The following is a 17060-nucleotide window of genomic DNA, read 5'->3' on the forward strand; positions in this document are numbered from 1 at the left end:
TTATGCCTTCTTCGTTTCGGCTTTCTTCTGGAACATGCCACCCTTTATCAGGACAGCAAAAAGATAGTAAATATTAGGATGAATTGAATGCCCTGGCTCTGCTGCCTGTTGATTGAGTTCAGCTAAATACAGCTCTGTATTTACAAATAAGGTATAAAAACTCAGTGCAGATTCAGGTGAGCGTCGTGCGATACCCAGCTCTTTATCTGCACCGTACTCATGTACTCGTAATCGTTTAACATCGTCCTGATCCCACCAATTATCAATTGATTGAATAGCTGCACCAATCTTGACCGAATTAAAACTCACCGCATAACGACCATCAGTACATTTAACCTTAGTAAACTGTTTCGAAGTTTCACCTTCTGCAGACTTTTCACCAAAGGTTTGGCTTGGGTAGATCTCTTGGCAAAAGACAGTCTCAATTTTTGCTGTAATATCGGCGTTCCAAAATACATTCGGATCAGTCAAAGCTAAGTGCATCTCTTTACTTAATTCACCAAGAACAGTCCGGGCTTCATCAGACCAAATATTCCAAGCTAACTGCCTCGTATTACTGATTTGATAACACTTTCCCGTACTGGTTTTAATATCTATTTGAGTGTTACCAGAGTTTTGATTACGCCAGAGCCAAGTTCCTAACAGTAGATTTTTACAAAAACGGGTCGCCAGCTCTTGGTAACCGTCGCACTCCTTAAATGCTGCGGACAACTTTTCAAGCAAACTAGAAACCTCAGAATCGCTGCAGCCAGAGGGTTTGAGCGAGTTAGCTTGTACTCTTAGCGAGAAGCGGCAATAGATGTGATCTACATTTGGCGGAACATAACACTCTTCAATCGTTAGAGGATTACAGTGTGTAAGGTCCTGGGGGGCTAAGTTTTTCGATTTAAATTGAGGAGTAAATGCTTCAGTGAATCCAGCTTTTTGACCACGTATACGAGTGATTTCAGCTTCAAGAGGAACAAAATCAGAATCGGCTGTTTTATAGAAAAATACCGCCTTACTTGGGTAGAGGGATCGGTCATACTTTAAAACATTGCATAGCTCCATAAACCTTCCTTAAATCCGTTTCATCAGCATTGAATGCTCTTTTGCCTCTAACATCCAAAACGCTCTCTTAAAATAGTTTATTTGCCCCTGTAACCTTATCTCAATCGCCGATGCACACTCAACTACGCCAAGCGCTGGTTCAGCATAGCAATGTAAAGGCTCTAGGCTACCGACTCGGCTAACGGGTTCAGTCAATGGTAAATAGCCAAACATAGTGGGGCATAGCGAAGAATTTTTATCCAGCAAAAACAGAAGATCATTAACATTACCCATTGAATATCTAGTCGGCATAATCCATTTTCCTGACATAGGCAGTCTTTTCAATGTTGAGAAAAGTTCAGCTTCACATTGATAAAGCTGGCACCACGCACCAACAGCATCTAACTCGGGAGGATGCATTACTCCACCGGCAAAGTTCGCCGGAAAACTTGCTTTCAACATTTCAGTTCGATTATCTAAGATCGCTAAAGCGTCTTCATAGCCATCGATATGAATGACAAGATCAAACACTAAATCACAATGTCGATTATCAATTATTCCAGCTCGTCTAAATTGATTCTCTTTCGATCCTTGCATGCCGTACTCAGGCAGTTTTTTGCCCGAGACAGATGAGTACTGACGAATAAACCACGAAAATGAGGTGAATCTAAGCTGAGTACCCAAGCCTTCGTTTAATCGCCGCTGGTAGTTATGCATCATTCCCCAAACAGCTGTGAGAGAAGGAATGCCAACACAATACGGATTAGATAAAGCTTGGGCATCAAACACTCGAATACCTTTCAAATGTAAATATCGCTGGAAATGCTCATCTGCAGCATCATTTTGTAGCAAAGGTTCTTTATAAGCCAAATGAGTTAACAACCATTTCAAGCTATTTCGAAGAAGGGGCATCAGTCTCTGATGAAAGGCATACTGACTTATCATTGCTGAATGCGACATCACCGAATTCAATCTGTCGAACAGAGGCAGCAGCAATTCAGGTAATAGCTCATTCTCAAAGGTTAAAAACTGATACTCTAATGAGCCATTAATAGGCTCAAGCTCACTAAGAAGAATCGGCCCCTCTTTAACCTCTAATCGCCATTCCAACATTGGCGCAAGCCACTCAGATAACATCGTTCTTATCTGTCTAAGATTGGCGACTTTTTGCTGCCTGCGTTGCTTTAACGCCAATGCTGACTCACTCGATAACAGTTCATCCAATACCCTCATAAATCGAGGCTGTGACAATACATTTTGATTCAATACATCGTGACCAGATAAAACCCTAGCCAGTAAATTGTTGCCTAATCCGTGAGTTTTTTTATTAATACGGGGCGGATAATTCAGGGCTTTAGCATTACCGCCAAGAGATGCGACTAGCTCACTGACTGCCGCAGGACGAATAAACTCAAGACTGGTATATCGGCCCTGTTTTTTGATTGCTGCTTGCTGGAGTTCAGACTGAAGTGCATGGCTTACAACGGGGGTAATCGCTATATATCCATCACGGAATGGCATTCGAACCTGTACGGAGTATTTATCGACTTTATCTGGGCTTAACTGCGCAGGTAAAACATGCTTCACCCTGCCGCAAATATTCATAAACTGTTTAACAGGCATGCCAAGTTCTTGAAAAGCCTCTTTCCAGTGTTTTGGTGCTTCACACATTAATGTTGCAAGGCAAGTTACTTTATCTTGCCAAATAAACTGGCAGCCAAACAGCTTGGCAAAATTGACTTTCGCACTGTCATGAGACCACCCTAAAGTACGTTGGCAATTAGCACTACTCAACATATTGGGATGTAATTGAGGACTGGAGGCAACGAGCCTTTGTTTACTGACCCGAATATCTGGGTACTTGAGATTATGGGTATGCAGCCATTGTACTTCGTCAATGCAAACATCAATATGGGTTTGGTTGTTAACAGTTGTTCTAGCTAACCTTTTATCGAGTAAGTCATCCACCAACTTTTTCGGATAGGTAAGATTAAGCAAAATAATTAGGGCAGAGCTTTCCTCGCCAGTCACATCTAACGGTTCTGTATAAGCAGCAAATGCACGCCTCAACGCTGTCGAACGTGCTTGAACATCTTCAATATCTAGCAGTTCTCGCAAATGTAAATTCTTTACCATGCCGATAAGTACATCCCCTGTCTATCACTACCGAAGCTGCTTTTGTACTCGATCACTTGCCTTAAATAAAAAACACCAACATGTGGGTCAATCCTCTGCTTTATTTTTTGCCTAAACGCCGACGTTAATATCCCATCTTGATGAAGCCGATAAACTTGCTCTTGGGTTGTTGACAGTAAAACCGTCGTTTCTGCAACTGTCACTAGCGTATCAGCCACGTTAGGCTTTTTCGATTTAGGATGTAGCTCAACTAATCTTTGCAAATAACGCATTAAAGCAGCATAGATAAAATGTGGATCTTTATCCTCTGGATACAAACAGCGGGAATGCAGAATTAACTCACCATAAATAAATCGAAATGCAGTGTGGTTAAATAGCTTTATCAGTCTTAATTCAGCGCCTTGCGTCAGCTGATCCAGTTCTTGATAAAAGTTTTCAGGCCAGTTATCAAAATACTCCACCGCATCGCTAAAAGAAGCTTCTTTACTTTTGCAATAGCGCTTTTGATACCAAAGTAGAGCCGCAAGCCGATGAGTTGCACATACTTCATGAAGAAGCGGATTTGTAGAGGTAACATCACCACCAATAATGCTCCTCGCTAACATGAGATCTGGCTGTTTAGCGCTAATAACTGCTGCTTTTGAAAGCTCAAATCCACAGGAACAATAGCCAATTGATTCATTCTCAATATAGTTGAGCGACGCTTTGCATTCGGGGCAATGATGAATCAATTCGCACTCATGCTTGGCACAGGCAGCATATGGTTTTAAATGCCAAACTTGCCGAATATAAGGCTCATCCTTTAAGCACTCAGGGCAAACGGGCACACTCTCAACATCATCCTCATTTGCATAACGGATAAAACTTAAAGGAATATCGATATCATTACGATGCACCGCAACGCTAGACCCAATAAAAACTCTGTTCGATCTAAATAGGGCTATTTTCTCCAGTTCATGGGGAGGTAAACCAAGAAGGGATTCAAGTAAGCCCAACGCCCTCATCCTAAAATGACTATTGTGCTTAGCATGATAAATATTGAGGCGTTTTAGCTCGATAGGGAAAGCCCCATGTGCTTCAAAGTCGAGCTCATGTAGCTCTTCTCTGATCGCCAAGCTGAGCTGCTGATAAGAATCAAAAAAGTTCTCTGAAACGATTCGAAGCAAATAACTTTCAAGCGACTCATCAATGAATGCTCTTGCTCTAGGGGAAAATAAAAATGCCATCACCCACCAAAAAACTAAGAAATCCTTAGCAAAACAACATAGAGCAGTCACATAAAAATAGCAAATGGTGAGTAATGAACCTTTTTAGTTACCATGGCGCCGGCAGCAATACAGCATACTCTAAGCTAAGCTTAGTTGAGACATTTCCGAGTTAAAGCCTTAACTCTAACGCGTCAGTTTCGGATAAAAATTTCTATAGATTAACGCCGTATTCAGCGGCTTGTCCGCTGCAATGCTTTGTTATGTAAGGAAATGCTACATATAAAAGCTATAGCTGACCTGAGGTTTCTGATTCACCTCAACATACTTCATGATCTCCCCAACTTTCCGCGAGCATTCCAGTGTGATCGGATACCGTCCGTCAAATTGCGTGTTGTTCCAGTTCATCTTGGTCAGCCCGAGTACTTCTTCACATAAATTCTCCAACGAAGAGTCGTGTTCAAAAGCTCTGATTTCCAGTGGAGACGGAACATACATCCCCGGATAGGTCTTGTAAAAATTGACCGCACCTTTTGTATAGAGAATGGCCTTGCTTTCCGACAGTGATAGCAATGTTCCCCTCACAGGGGGATACTGTTCGTAGCTGTAGAGACGGACTTTGGACTCCATAACGGTTACGAAGTCTTTCATTCGTATGCCCTTGCTTTCTATTGCCCTCGTAAAACCCCGTATCTCTTCTTCCCTGAAGTTGCTGGACTTGTGAATCACAATTCGTGCAGGCATTTGCATCAAAGCGTGGTCATACTCATTTAAAGCGTTCATTAACAACTCGAACGCTTGCTCTTCATTCATGTACGGTCGACGGTCTCTTTTATCCAATTGAACAGGTGCCCCCCTGAGAATTACGCCATGTCCAAACTCATCAAAGACCTGCGCCAAACTGGTTGATACGGTCTCATTGTCACGACTTTTATAAAATCCAATTCCGACATAGCAAGTCTTAGGCTTATGTGTTTCCTCCACCAATCGCCACGGGATTGTCTTATTCCCCTTGTAGTAAAGGGCTGTACAAAAATTCCACGCTCTCGTCGCATCATCCTGTTGCCCCTTATTACCGGTATCAATGGACAATGACTTCTCTAAAACAAGCTGTAGCGGCTTACCCAAATGCATAGTCTTCGCTTTCAGTAGTCGGCGGAAGTTATGCTCTAATGAGTTCTTGGATTTGTCATCGTTCGAGTCGCCATCATAGTTTTCTGGATCTTCATCCTTTCCCTTCTCCTTGGTCAGCGCATCGAACATATCATTTGGGATAACGCAAATAATGACATCCACAGGCCGATGCTCGGCAAGAAACCGGATTTGATCGAAGTAAAGGTCAACACATACCTTGACTCGCTCTTCCCTGGATTGAATTTTCAGCGTTTTGTTTAGCTCTGACTTCTGGATTGTTCTGGTTAGAGTCGGTCCGTACAGGAATTTTGCATAGAAACCGTGATGCAGTGTGAATCCCCCAAACCCTCTGAACAGATTGGAATATTTTGACTCCTTCCCCTCTATTCCTTCTTGGCATTTTGCTATCCAGAGATCTAACAGATCTACACCTTCTCCGCGCCCAACGATTCCCAGTCTTAACTCGCTTTGCCGAAACTCATCGTTTTTGTCATATACGCCAAGGGTTTCAATGCCTGCTTTTGGACAGATGTGTGTTCCATTGGCAAACTCCAGCTTCGGCTCTTCAAGGATCTTAATTTGCACTGACATCCTCCTCTTCCAACACTTCTTCCAGCTCGTCGTTTTCTTCGAGTGAAATGTTGGACAAACATTGGAATTCGACCAATTCGCCAAATGAGATCAAATCGTTATCGTTACGGCTATTAGCAAGGAAATACCCGATGAATCTAACTTGATCTCTAACGGAATTGTTATGCTCAAGACGCTTCTGCTTTGAGAGAAGATCGTCATGGAATCGATTGCGTTTATACAGATTCCATGTGTAATACCAGCTAGGGGTAACAGTAGCATACCACCGTGAGTCAATATCGATAAATGAGATGTCAAATGCCAAGTGCTTGAAAAAGGCTACTTTTGTTGGATCTTTCGTCTGATATTTCTTCTCAAAAACTCTTCTTCGTGAGAGTTTTTTACCAACCCATTCTTCCCTTCTCTGCTCAGAGTCTTTTTCATCAGGCAAAAAGTAAAATTGGTTTTGTTGCTTGTTCCAATTCACATTGAGGGATTGAAGTTGATCTCTAAGAGTATCTTTCATCAGACACTTGAATAAATTTTGATATTCAACGAGCTCATGTTGTGAAATATCTTCAGTCGTAAGATCTTCTATACTTCCAACGTCTACTATGGACCTGAAAGCCGACTCACGCTCCATGTCATAGAACGTAAAAATGCGATTCTCAAATATTGCCCAGCCATGACAATCTAGCCCGGCAAGTTGTAAAGCCAGTCTCACCAATAGATGCTTGTTGGGGGGGCTCCCGTTGTAGTTTAAATCGCGCTTGGCCGCTGCAATTGTGCTTTCTTCGTCGATGAACAATTCGGCCACATACAATTCATTTGGAGGCGTAACTTCAATGAGGTTTGAAACTAAGAGATATGGAGTATTCTCAGGCGCGTTTAACTTTTTGACCGACGCTTCTACATCTCCGAGTATTTCGCGAAATTCCTGCAACATCCTCTCTTGTGCTGGCAATCGCAACCCAGTTACTTGAGACAATATATCGCCGGGATCAATGATATGTTCTTTTGCATCAAAGCGAATTTCATGGCCATTGACTTTATCAATCGCATCCTGAGAATAGCTTTTCTGCTTAGAGCGCAGCATGAAAATATAGAGTTCGTCAAAAGCATTCTTGTAATTGCGTTTTTTAAACTGCTCCAAGGTCGATTTGACCTTCTCAATGTCTGTGGACGAGGTTACTTGGAAGGCAACCCTGTCCTGCTCATCTCCTAAATCAATGCCGGGAAAGTTCTTGTGTTTTCTATTCAGATTTACAAGATTCGGGCACTGGTAAACCTCCTTCAGGATAGGTATCCAGGCATCTTCAGAAATCAGGTTAACATCAAGCCTTCCCTGCTTTGTTGCGAGATCAACTTCAGTTATCAGTCTGCTGACAACTTCTCGTAACTGGTTTTCAATATCAATCTGCTTCAAAAAGACTATTCCTGTTTGATGTATTTCTACTTGCTAATGCCCGAATATGGAGGCTGTTAAAGCTTAGCTAAAATTCTGTAGTGAAGCGGACCCTAGCCAAGCTTTAACAGTCCCGCATTATTTGTTTTTTAGGTACTCATTTCACCCTGCATGTATTCAAACGTTTTCCGCTTTGTAACTGTATATTACAATGAACTCTTGAGAAGCTTTTTTATAGTTGTAAATCGGAAAAATGATCCCCTTAACAAACCTGAACCAATAATCTTGATTTTGTTTGTTCTTTAAGTGACTAGATAAAGATCCCGAACTACGAGAAGCTAGTATTTTCTGTTTCGGCAGGGGAAGTTTTAAAAACTGGTTATTAGGTTCCCACAAACTTAAGTTTACGGCGAAAGAGCCGCCGTACTTATTAAACTGAAAGTCTAGCGTTTGATACCAGCCTTTTGTTTCTTTACGAAAAAATGGAATGCTTCCTTTAAAACCTTGTCTCCTTAGATAATCAGTGACAGCAAGTTTTAGTTCTTCTCTCATGACTTAATTCGTTTCAGCTATCTTGAGGGAATAAAACAAGCTCATCCTGAGTACCTAACGTCTTAGTATTGCAGCGTTGTGCTGTTTGCAGGGCACAATCGATGTTGGACTTGGCCGCTTTGAAATCAAGGATGATGTTCCATCCATTAGTACTAGGTACTCTGTACCATTACTAAAATTTGGTCAACTGGACTTCTTAAATTGGACAGGATCCAACGCCCGTAACACCGAAGTAATTCCTTTTTTTATTCCTCGAAATTGTAAATACTCTTCCTATTTCCTTCCGCATAGTGAATCGCCACCATTACACTAGTCACTCTGTAGCATTACTAAAATTTGGTCAACATGTTCGAACGAGATCGCTTGGGCAAGTTTGGTTGACCACTATAGCTCTAAACATGCAACAGTGATGAGCTGATATTGATGAGCACATATGTAGACTGAAAATTATGTCGTTCTAGTCAATGAAAAGCCATGACTAATCCCCTCAAGACACTCTTTTTCGATGTTTTTTTCATTACCCAATACTGAGGCCAAAACAATGCCTAACTCATTGGCCAAATCACACACCCCAATATCCTTCTGTGGAAGAGCACTTAAAACCACCTTGAGCTTAGCCATGAACAATTCAATATCAATCCGATTTGATTCTGAGGCTCGTTCAAGCAAGTAGGCTTCGAGAACAACGGGGTCCTTGAATGCCGCGGCTTTAACCGCTGCAAATGAAATACCTTTAACTTTATTTTTCACAATTCACCACCTTGACTGTACTTACTATCTATTTGGGAAAAGTTAAGACTAAATCAACTCAACTAAGAACTTTCGACTGGGATATGGTATTTTCCTTTGCCTATTTACTGCTTTAACAGACTTAGCTTAACAGCATAGAAACACGATTAGTGCGGCAGCCTTAGACGGATAATGGAAGTACGATGAGCTATCTTCTGAGACGGGCCGATCCAAATCTAGCTAAAAATCACCACGAATATTTTATGATTTTGTGATTTGCTCTATCAAATTAGACTTTTCTTCTTCTGTCATTTTTTCAAGTAAACATAGCAATTTAGCCGTGCTTTCCGACTCACAAAAAAAGTAAGCAACTGGCACGCCTAATTCATCAGCGATAGCCTTTAAAGTCTGGTAGTCAGGTGTATGCTTGCCTTTTTCGTACTGATTCATACGCGCACTCGCAGTGCCCACTTCCATACCTAGCTGGATGCCCAGCTGTTTTTGACTAATCCCCTTAGCAGTGCGAGCTTGTTTGAGCCTGAGAGGTAATGGATTGATAATTTTATCGGCCACAGCTTCAACATAATTTGTCCTTTGATAACTCAGATTGTCTTAGTTTTTTGACTTAAGGTATACTAAGGAATCCTTAGCTTTTTATCGTTAGTTGTCAAGCACCATGCCAATTACGCAATGCCGGGATATTCGCAGAACGAAATCAAAGTGAAATATTGGAATAACGTCATGGAGTGGCACGTTACATATTGAAAATAAAGACTATTGGTAAATATTCTGATGCCGAAAATGATCCGCATAAATGCAACAATACTCACCATTCTTATTGTTGATGAGAAGCAGCAACTCACTGTTACACAAATAAAAAGTCAGATGGTCAGAGTAAATCCTTCGATTTTGCCAAGAGAGTCAGAACAAATCGTGCGCCGTACTCTTTCAAAGCTCTCAAACATTGGTTTTTTAGAGAAAATAACTTCTGGGAAACGGACTGTTTTCGAAAAAACCTCTTTATTTGATATAACTCGCCTAATGCCGAGTAAACCACGTCTTACGAAAATAGAAGTATCACCAACTAAACTCCCTGAAATAGAGCAACTCCAAGCTACACTCCATCAATATCAAGAAGGTTTTCACGGTTGTATTGGTGAGGCAGAAGAGCTTAAACGTCTCTACGAAGCACTTCCCTCCTCTAAGATTAATCTTTTCCCTCGTTACTTAGATGCTCGAAATCGGGGCTCTACACTTGCGGGAAAAATCAAAGCCATTGAAGCCTATTTAACTGACCTTAAAGGGCTTTCATAGTGAAATCGAAAGGGGTAACGTTGGCAGTTCACTGAGGATTAGATTTAGAATCTCATAGAGTACATCTTCAGACTAACAGGGAACGCCTGTAGATTGTTAACATAAAAATGGCTCATTTAGTCAATAGCTGAGCTAGTGTTTTGGGCGTCGAGAATTCACGCGCGACTAGCATGTCTTCAGAACTTATGGCATTAGGATTATACCTAGAGGGCTTCACGACCTCTGAAATCAATATGTTATCTAAAGACAGTCTAAACGGATTACTTGAGGGCCTATTTTCATTCTGAAAAATCAAATCATAGGCATCACTAACATGCTCTATATCGAGGTTTTTTACGTCTTTCCTCAATGCTATTTTTAACGACTCTATCAGTAAATGCTTTAGCAGCCTGTTTTCACCCTTGCATGCTGCAAACAGCGGAATTGCAAAATTCTTGTCTTCTAGCTTTGGCGGATTATCAAAAGGCATAAATTTGGCCAAGCTCATTAAGTATTGTCGGAAAAACTTGATATCTTTTTGCAGACTAAAATACTCAAGCTTCCTTCTTCGAACTAAACGAGATGACCATTGTGGCTCATCAGCGATTTGTTCGGCCCAAGGCATTCCAACAAGTACAATAGGTATCTTAGCTTCTTCGCTGATGTACTTTAAACCGTTAGCTATATCTTGCCGTTCCAATCCTGTTTTGAACTCAATTAACTCCTGAAACTCATTGATGATTAGCAGCTCAACTTGAGCCTTAGTTAAATTTTCAACTAACTTTTTCCTTAAATCTGTCGCATAACCACGTTTCCTTCGCTGGTAGCTACCAAAATGGTCTAAATCTGCAAGCATTTGAGTTAAGGTGGCATCTAAACCCTTACCACTAGATATCCTGCTCACAAGAACAGGCATAGATTCTCGTCCGTAATTTTGGCTGGCCAGAACACTTTTTTTATAGTGGTTAACTAGATGACTTTTACCAACACCAGTATCTCCAGTCAGTAGCATGCACTGCTGATCTGATTGAAAAAGCCTATTTAGTCTTAATTCATCAAAGTCATTAAAAATGTCTTTGACTAGAGGATGCATAACAAAACAATCACTGAATCTTTGTAACTGTTCAATTTGATGGGGCGATAACATTTTCACTCAAAAGCCTCTACATCATCATCCCAGTGCTCGAGAAGATTACTAATATTAGATTCTGATTTTTTAGGTAAAGAAGGGAGCAATTCTTCGCTTTCGAGGCGTATTGTCCCCTGACCGGTATTACTCACATCTGCAAGTTGAGCTTGCTTCTTAACCCCTGAAATTTTCGCTTTTGTATTAGATATTTGAAACGCTTCTTGCTCTTGCTTTACTCGAGCATGAATTGCCATACGCGCTTTAGCTAATCCCAAATCATCCTTCCCTTCCCGAATAATCTCACGATTAATTTTCTTAATCACTTTATGCTCATGAAGGCTCAAACCGTGGGTATAATCACTATTATCAGTACAGGGGACTTTAAGATAACCGCCTAATTCCTCGAGGTAAACATGGATACTCGATAGATCATCAGGGTCGACTTTAATGATTTTTTTGATGGTTTCTTTGGTTTGTGGGTAATGCTTTCTGTAATCGGCCAAAGCAGTAGAGTCATACATTAACTCTTCAAATTTAAAACCGTTTCTGGTTAATGTTCGCTCATCTGAAATACCCATCAGCACAGTAAACCGTTGTTCATCCTCTGCGCTCATCTTTAGTGGTGGGTAAATATCAAAGCCACGCTGCCACTGTTTTATAGGAATTCGTGTTTCGCGTGAGTTTGAATCTTGATGATAAATATCAACAATCCAGCGATGAAATTCTTCAACAAAAGTAGAGAAGCGCATGATGGCGTCTTTTTCCGGTTTAAAGTCTTCTTTTGCTAGGATATTCGAGAAGGTTTTACCTGGTATTTCGGTTAAAAAGTATTCGTTAATCATCCCAAAAAAACGTTCTACAAAAGGCTTTAACCAAGGTTTACGAACTGGGTTATATTGAATGTTTATTCCTGCCTCTTTGCAGGCATGCTCTAAACTCTTCGACCAAAACTCAGCTCCATTATCCACAACTAGATTTTCAAATTTACCAAAGCAAGGCCACTCATTTTGAAGCTCGATATCAAGACCTTCAAATGATTTTGGTTTTATGGCATGCACGATTGCCTTGGCAGCTGAAACATATGAAGGCGAGCGATAACTTAAGTGAAACCCCAAAACACAACCACTAAAAACATCGATGATTAAGGTTAAATATGGCCTGCCAAGTGGGATAGATAATTCATCGTCAATCAGGATTAGATCTAGTGGGGTATGATCGATTTCTACCCGTTCTAATATTCGCGTTGGGGGAATATGGGAAGAGCAATAAGCAAACCATTGATCTGCTTTAAATTTACCATGCCGCGCCACTGCAACAGGATAAGGAGGTAATGACTTTATTCTTTGGTTAAAACTTTTATAAGAAATGATAGGAATTTGTCCATCAACAATGCTCTCATTTTCGATTGTGATGGCATCTTTATAGTACTGATATGCTGTAGATACTTTAGGCCTTTTAGCATCTAAAAAACGAGTTAGGGCTTGCTCAAAAAATACTTCATCTCCCTTAACTCTACTCGTTCTATTGCCCATTTTATGCCGCTTAGCGACTAATGACGCAAGATCGCCGTTACTGTCAATGTAGCTTTTACGCCAACGTACTAACGTTCGCCAATTCGGCCGCCTGTCCGTGGTGGTAGTAAAAAGAACATCAAGAATTGGGTCTAGATTTTTTTGAGTCCATCCACCAGTGATTGTTTTTTCGATGAAGGCAATGAGCTGGTATTTATCGAGCGCTTTGCTTTTTAAAAAGTCAGGAAAGGTATCTAAGTCTCTTTTGACTAGTGCTGTATCCTCTAACTTCACATATTGAATAGGGGTATCGGGCTGCTTGACTAATTCAGACTCACTGAACTCATCCTCGAAGTCCATCATTCAATGCACCATACCGCGGGGTTACAATCGAGATCATCTTGTTTTAAGTTAACCTTAATCAATCCTTTATGTATAAGAGAATACAGATGTGAGCGGGTTTCCCCTAGTGTTAATGATTGCTTTGTTGCCACATCGTTAACACTAATTTTCCCTGTTTTTTTTATAAGATTGAGCAGTTCAACTTGAATGTCGCTCAAGCCGTAAACTCCCGAATATCGATGCAAAATTTTAAGATTATTTAGAATCGGGTTTACACGGATTTGACGTTCAGTAACCAATATAAGATCTGCACCTAAAGACTGAGCAGCCGCCTTCTTTGCTAGAAATTTAGCCCTAAAGATTGGATCGAATGTTTTACTATAAGGTTTGTATTCGTGGAACTTTACCGTCCCATCGATAAAGTGAACTATCGTATCAGGTGTATAGGGCAATCTTTTGCCCTCAAAATAGTAATAAAACCCTTCAGGCTGGCTACCAAACATCTCTATACAATCATTGTATTCATGATGAAAGCACGCATCAAATTCCAATGAACTTTCACACATTATCGTTTCGCTTACTTTTGCGCTAGCGAATTTAAATACGTTTTTGTTCGGTGATGGTTTGCGTAAGCTTCTTATATACATGAGTATAATTCGAACGAATAGTGTACATTTAGTGTACTGGCATGCAGTTTTTTGTCAATCTATGGGTTATTAATTGTTCAACATACTAATATTAAAGAAAATAGCTTTTGTAACATGATTACAAAAGCCATTTTTATGTCATTGAATGAGTTAAATTTGTCAGACTATGGGTACATTATGTCAATGTATGGGTTCAGCGACAACTCATATCCCCAAGGGGTCGGCGGCAACGGCTGCGGTTGGCTCAAGTCAAAATCTACTTGAAAATGACGATTCTCGCGGGTCAACAGGTAGCTGAAGGTACTTGGCGTAACCTCCATATGCCACACATTGGTGACAGACTGAGTCAGGCCATTTTGCATAAAGTTATCAATCGATGCCTGATCGATAGGGAATGACTGTTTTTGGCTGCTGCCGACACTCGCCGTATCGCCGCCATACATAGTCACTTTATCTTCCGTTCCGTCTTGATGGCGGTGATCATGCTTTAACCTTAAGCCCTGAGCCGTTTTCGTGATCACCCAAGTACGGGAGTGATCATCACCCACATGGAAGGGGATTTTCAGCTCAGTATCACTGCATTCGCGCACATGCATCACCAGTGCTTTATCACGAAAAGCCGCATCTGCACTGTCCGTTGACACTACTTTACCCGCAAAGGCTTTACCGCAATGGGATGCTAATTGATTGAAGAAAGTCTCTTGCGCCATGGCAAGTGCAGGTTCGGTCGACGCATGAGCAAATACCGGCGTAGCCATCATAAGGCCGACGATTCCAAGGCGTGTTAGGGTGATAGTTTTCATTATGTTTTCCATGGAAAATTCGATGAAAAACACGCTAACACAGGGGAATAAATTTAAACTTAATTCCCCTGTTTAGCTTAAAGGCGTTACCAACCGATATACAGACGTGAACGGTTGCCTAAACGTTTTTTGATAAAGCGAGCAGTGATAATACTGCCCACCATCAGGAAGGTAAAAATCGCCGCCGAGAACAGGATGCTGGTGACCCAAGACCCTGGCGGTAAGCGATAACGCAACACAGTGGCGACCGTATTAAACAACATGTCGAATAACGGGTGGATGAAGAAAATCGCAAAGCTCATCTCGGCGGTTTCGACTAACCAAGGGATGCGGCTGCGTTTCGACAACCAATCACAGAAGTTAAGCACTAGCACACACAGACTCAGCTTTTGGATAAACTGCCAATCGATACCGTTATATTCAAACGGCGCCTTATGGTAGTTACCAATGTGCTGCACTATGTAACTTTGCTCAACCAGACTCACAATCAGGAAGATCACCGCTAACGCACTGAAAATTGAGCCGTAGCGCGTCACAATATGTTCATCTTGGGAATATAAAATACCAATCAAATAGAAAGGCATAAAATACACCACTGAGTGGATAAAGTTGACGTTACCTATGGGTCTGTGGAGCAGAATCGCCACCACACAACTCAGCACGAATAGGGTCCAACGCATCTGCTGCGAGCAGCGGATAAACCACAAAAACACTGGCGAGAATAAAAACACCGCCATGATAAACGGGATATACCAGTGCGGATACAGGATGTAGCCATTACGCACGGTATAAAAAATACTGAGTAACACCTGTTCAAGCGGTTGATGCTCTAGGAAAACCCAACGTAAACTTAAGCAGAACAAGCCAATAACAGAAACGAATAAAAAGGGATAAAGTACGTTTTGTACCTTATTCTTCATAAACTTGCCGTAATCGAAGTCCTTATAAAAAATCCGATGGAAAAAATAACCAGAGATAAACACGAACAACGCCGTGCCACCCCTGAGTAAATTTTCTAGCAGTAACGGAAACCCTTCCCCAGAGTTATAAATACTGTGGCCCAGCACGATAAAAATAATCGCGATGCCGCGCATGTAGGTAAATTCGAGCTGATTTTTTCTCATATTAATTCATCGCACAGTAGAGGGTTCTTCCCTCAACAACACTTGCAGAAACCCGGATGGTGCCATGGATTTCCGGCTCATTGAACACCAAATACTGACCTTCGCGCTGAAAGGTGAACCCCAAAGGTAACAGAGTTGCGGCTTCAATGCCCTCACAATAATTCTGTAAGGGCACATCCAGCAACGGACTGCCACTCACATTTAAGTTACTGAATTGTGAACTCATACCTAAATAGGCTTGGGTCATTTCTTCTTGATAGGGCACCACATAAAACCCAGAGCGCACCTCACCCACATCGATAAAACTGCTGCTATCACTCACACTCGGCATGACCAATAAAGGTACTTTCGGGTCCTGCACATCCTTAAGTAACTGGGTCAGTTTTTGCTCCGTGGCCGGATAGTAGGCCAGCATGTCCTGCAGCCTTTTCTTCTGCGCCATATTCTGAGCAACAGGCGGAGCAATCGGCTTGATTCGACTCAGCAGTAAATCCACGGGCAACATGCCAGACATCACTGACTCTTTCCACACATAGGCATCTTGAGTGCTATCGAGCAATATGCCAGCCAGCGCGCCGATATTCTCGGCCTCGGCGGTCCAGCCACCGAGCATTTGCTGCTGTTGATAATAATCCTGCACGTACTGCAACAAGATTTGCTGATAGCCGAGGTAAGACTGGTTTTGACTTAAGAAGCGCGCACCCGCGATTAACTCGACATATCTCGCGCTTCCTTCGACTAAGTCATTCACATAACTGACTTTATCTTCGTTAGGCGCCGTTTGCCGCCACACTTGTAGCCAGTAAGCGGCATAGCCTAAATACTGCGCCTGCTGCTCGGGTTGTTTTAAGGCCGCCATCAAGGCATTAAACAGTTGTAAACGGTAATAGCGAGCATCGAGGTTAAGTGGATAAACTTCGCCTTCATATCGACGCGCATCCTCTAACACCCGCCACTCGGATTGGGCATAAAAATGAAACGCCTCGTGCACACTGTTGCCAGCCCAAATCACAAAAGGTAAATCGGCGGTTTTAGTCGTACTATCGAATTGAATCGTCGGCGACTCGAGCTGGATAAGCACACCCGCTTGCCCTTGATATTGGGGAAAACCAAAGTTAATTGACAGCCCAGAGTGCAAGTTAACCGACTCTAACACGCTGTTGTCTTGGATAATTTCACCGCCGGGTTGGCGCAACCAAACGTTGCCTGCATAGCTGAAGAGATGCACTTTATCGTCGAGACGAAATCCTGGCCACAGGGCTTCACTCTGGCGACTGGTCTGAGCCATAAAATCGAGGTACAGGCGGGCGAGTTGTTCTGGCGAGGCCTTATCGGCGAACACGGGGGTGGCGGCAGAGACTCCTAAAAACCACAGGATCACCGCCATAATATTTTTCATTTAATTGCCTAAACACACACAATGGGTTCACAAAACAGCGCTAGCATATAGC

15 protein-coding genes are annotated in these 17060 nt (G+C 41.9%); 1 reads left to right on the top strand and 14 read right to left on the bottom strand.

What is annotated here, in order from left to right; all coding sequences use genetic code 11:
* From csy3 to SHEWANA3_RS20170, 8 genes are all read right to left on the bottom strand, one after another.
* Positions 1-1050, bottom strand: a complete 1050-nt coding sequence (gene csy3, locus SHEWANA3_RS20135; protein ID WP_011718587.1) for a type I-F CRISPR-associated protein Csy3 — start codon at positions 1048-1050, stop codon at positions 1-3.
* Positions 1051-1059: 9 nt separating this feature from the next.
* On the bottom strand, positions 1060-3165 hold the full coding sequence (locus SHEWANA3_RS20140; RefSeq protein ID WP_011718588.1) for a type I-F CRISPR-associated protein Csy2: 2106 nt from the start codon (positions 3163-3165) through the stop codon (positions 1060-1062).
* Complete coding sequence (locus tag SHEWANA3_RS20145; RefSeq protein ID WP_011718589.1) at positions 3159-4391, bottom strand: TniQ family protein; 1233 nt, start codon at positions 4389-4391, stop codon at positions 3159-3161. The genes SHEWANA3_RS20140 and SHEWANA3_RS20145 overlap by 7 nt, the downstream gene beginning before the upstream one ends.
* 255 nt (positions 4392-4646) lie before the next feature.
* Positions 4647-6089, bottom strand: coding sequence for a hypothetical protein (locus SHEWANA3_RS20150; RefSeq protein ID WP_011718590.1), 1443 nt, complete (start codon positions 6087-6089; stop codon positions 4647-4649).
* Complete coding sequence (locus tag SHEWANA3_RS20155; protein ID WP_011718591.1) at positions 6079-7500, bottom strand: SMEK domain-containing protein; 1422 nt, start codon at positions 7498-7500, stop codon at positions 6079-6081. Before SHEWANA3_RS20155 ends, SHEWANA3_RS20150 begins: the two co-directional genes overlap by 11 nt.
* A gap of 156 nt (positions 7501-7656) precedes the next feature.
* Positions 7657-8031: a DUF4304 domain-containing protein gene (locus tag SHEWANA3_RS20160; RefSeq protein WP_041412842.1), complete on the bottom strand. Its 375-nt coding sequence runs from the start codon at positions 8029-8031 to the stop codon at positions 7657-7659.
* Between the two features lie 447 nt (positions 8032-8478).
* Complete coding sequence (locus tag SHEWANA3_RS20165) at positions 8479-8781, bottom strand: hypothetical protein (RefSeq protein WP_011718592.1); 303 nt, start codon at positions 8779-8781, stop codon at positions 8479-8481.
* Positions 8782-9021: 240 nt separating this feature from the next.
* The gene (locus SHEWANA3_RS20170; RefSeq protein WP_244096627.1) at positions 9022-9321 is read right to left on the bottom strand and encodes a helix-turn-helix transcriptional regulator; all 300 of its coding nucleotides are present in this window, start codon (positions 9319-9321) and stop codon (positions 9022-9024) included.
* Positions 9322-9552: 231 nt separating this feature from the next.
* On the opposite strand from SHEWANA3_RS20170, the gene SHEWANA3_RS20175 reads away from it, so the two are divergent.
* Entirely contained in the window at positions 9553-10074 is a 522-nt protein-coding gene (locus tag SHEWANA3_RS20175) for a hypothetical protein (RefSeq protein WP_166485366.1), read from the top strand.
* A gap of 112 nt (positions 10075-10186) precedes the next feature.
* On the opposite strand, the gene SHEWANA3_RS20180 is transcribed toward SHEWANA3_RS20175, so the two are convergent.
* The 6 genes from SHEWANA3_RS20180 to SHEWANA3_RS20205 all read right to left on the bottom strand — a co-directional run bounded on the left by SHEWANA3_RS20180 (position 10187) and on the right by SHEWANA3_RS20205 (position 17008).
* The gene (locus SHEWANA3_RS20180) at positions 10187-11200 is read right to left on the bottom strand and encodes a TniB family NTP-binding protein (RefSeq protein WP_041412843.1); all 1014 of its coding nucleotides are present in this window, start codon (positions 11198-11200) and stop codon (positions 10187-10189) included.
* 2 nt (positions 11201-11202) lie between these two features.
* Positions 11203-13056 (bottom strand): Mu transposase C-terminal domain-containing protein, encoded by a 1854-nt coding sequence (locus tag SHEWANA3_RS20185; protein WP_011718596.1) that lies wholly within the window; start codon positions 13054-13056, stop codon positions 11203-11205.
* Positions 13053-13601, bottom strand: a complete 549-nt coding sequence (locus tag SHEWANA3_RS20190) for a TnsA endonuclease N-terminal domain-containing protein (RefSeq protein ID WP_244096581.1) — start codon at positions 13599-13601, stop codon at positions 13053-13055. Before SHEWANA3_RS20190 ends, SHEWANA3_RS20185 begins: the two co-directional genes overlap by 4 nt.
* A gap of 245 nt (positions 13602-13846) precedes the next feature.
* Entirely contained in the window at positions 13847-14440 is a 594-nt protein-coding gene (locus SHEWANA3_RS20195; RefSeq protein ID WP_244096628.1) for a hypothetical protein, read from the bottom strand.
* 131 nt (positions 14441-14571) lie between these two features.
* A complete protein-coding gene (locus tag SHEWANA3_RS20200) occupies positions 14572-15609 on the bottom strand; it encodes an acyltransferase (protein ID WP_011718599.1) in 1038 nt (345 codons plus the stop codon).
* Between the two features lies 1 nt (position 15610).
* The gene (locus SHEWANA3_RS20205; protein WP_011718600.1) at positions 15611-17008 is read right to left on the bottom strand and encodes a hypothetical protein; all 1398 of its coding nucleotides are present in this window, start codon (positions 17006-17008) and stop codon (positions 15611-15613) included.
* Between the last annotated feature and the right edge of the window lie 52 nt (positions 17009-17060).

This window comes from Shewanella sp. ANA-3 (assembly GCF_000203935.1).
GTDB lineage: Bacteria > Pseudomonadota > Gammaproteobacteria > Enterobacterales > Shewanellaceae > Shewanella.

Excerpts from the sequence above, each read along its gene's own strand:
- SHEWANA3_RS20145 (WP_011718589.1), bottom strand. The coding sequence starts at position 4,391 with ATGGCATTTTTATTTTCCCCTAGAGCAAGAGCATTCATTGATGAGTCG.
- csy3 (WP_011718587.1), bottom strand. The coding sequence starts at position 1,050 with ATGGAGCTATGCAATGTTTTAAAGTATGACCGATCCCTCTACCCAAGT.
- SHEWANA3_RS20195 (WP_244096628.1), bottom strand. The coding sequence starts at position 14,440 with ATGGCTACGCCGGTATTTGCTCATGCGTCGACCGAACCTGCACTTGCC.
- SHEWANA3_RS20200 (WP_011718599.1), bottom strand. The coding sequence starts at position 15,609 with ATGAGAAAAAATCAGCTCGAATTTACCTACATGCGCGGCATCGCGATT.
- SHEWANA3_RS20160 (WP_041412842.1), bottom strand. The coding sequence starts at position 8,031 with ATGAGAGAAGAACTAAAACTTGCTGTCACTGATTATCTAAGGAGACAA.
- SHEWANA3_RS20180 (WP_041412843.1), bottom strand. The coding sequence starts at position 11,200 with ATGTTATCGCCCCATCAAATTGAACAGTTACAAAGATTCAGTGATTGT.
- SHEWANA3_RS20190 (WP_244096581.1), bottom strand. The coding sequence starts at position 13,601 with ATGTGTGAAAGTTCATTGGAATTTGATGCGTGCTTTCATCATGAATAC.
- SHEWANA3_RS20175 (WP_166485366.1), top strand. The coding sequence starts at position 9,553 with ATGCCGAAAATGATCCGCATAAATGCAACAATACTCACCATTCTTATT.
- SHEWANA3_RS20185 (WP_011718596.1), bottom strand. The coding sequence starts at position 13,056 with ATGATGGACTTCGAGGATGAGTTCAGTGAGTCTGAATTAGTCAAGCAG.
- SHEWANA3_RS20140 (WP_011718588.1), bottom strand. The coding sequence starts at position 3,165 with ATGGTAAAGAATTTACATTTGCGAGAACTGCTAGATATTGAAGATGTT.
- SHEWANA3_RS20205 (WP_011718600.1), bottom strand. The coding sequence starts at position 17,008 with ATGAAAAATATTATGGCGGTGATCCTGTGGTTTTTAGGAGTCTCTGCC.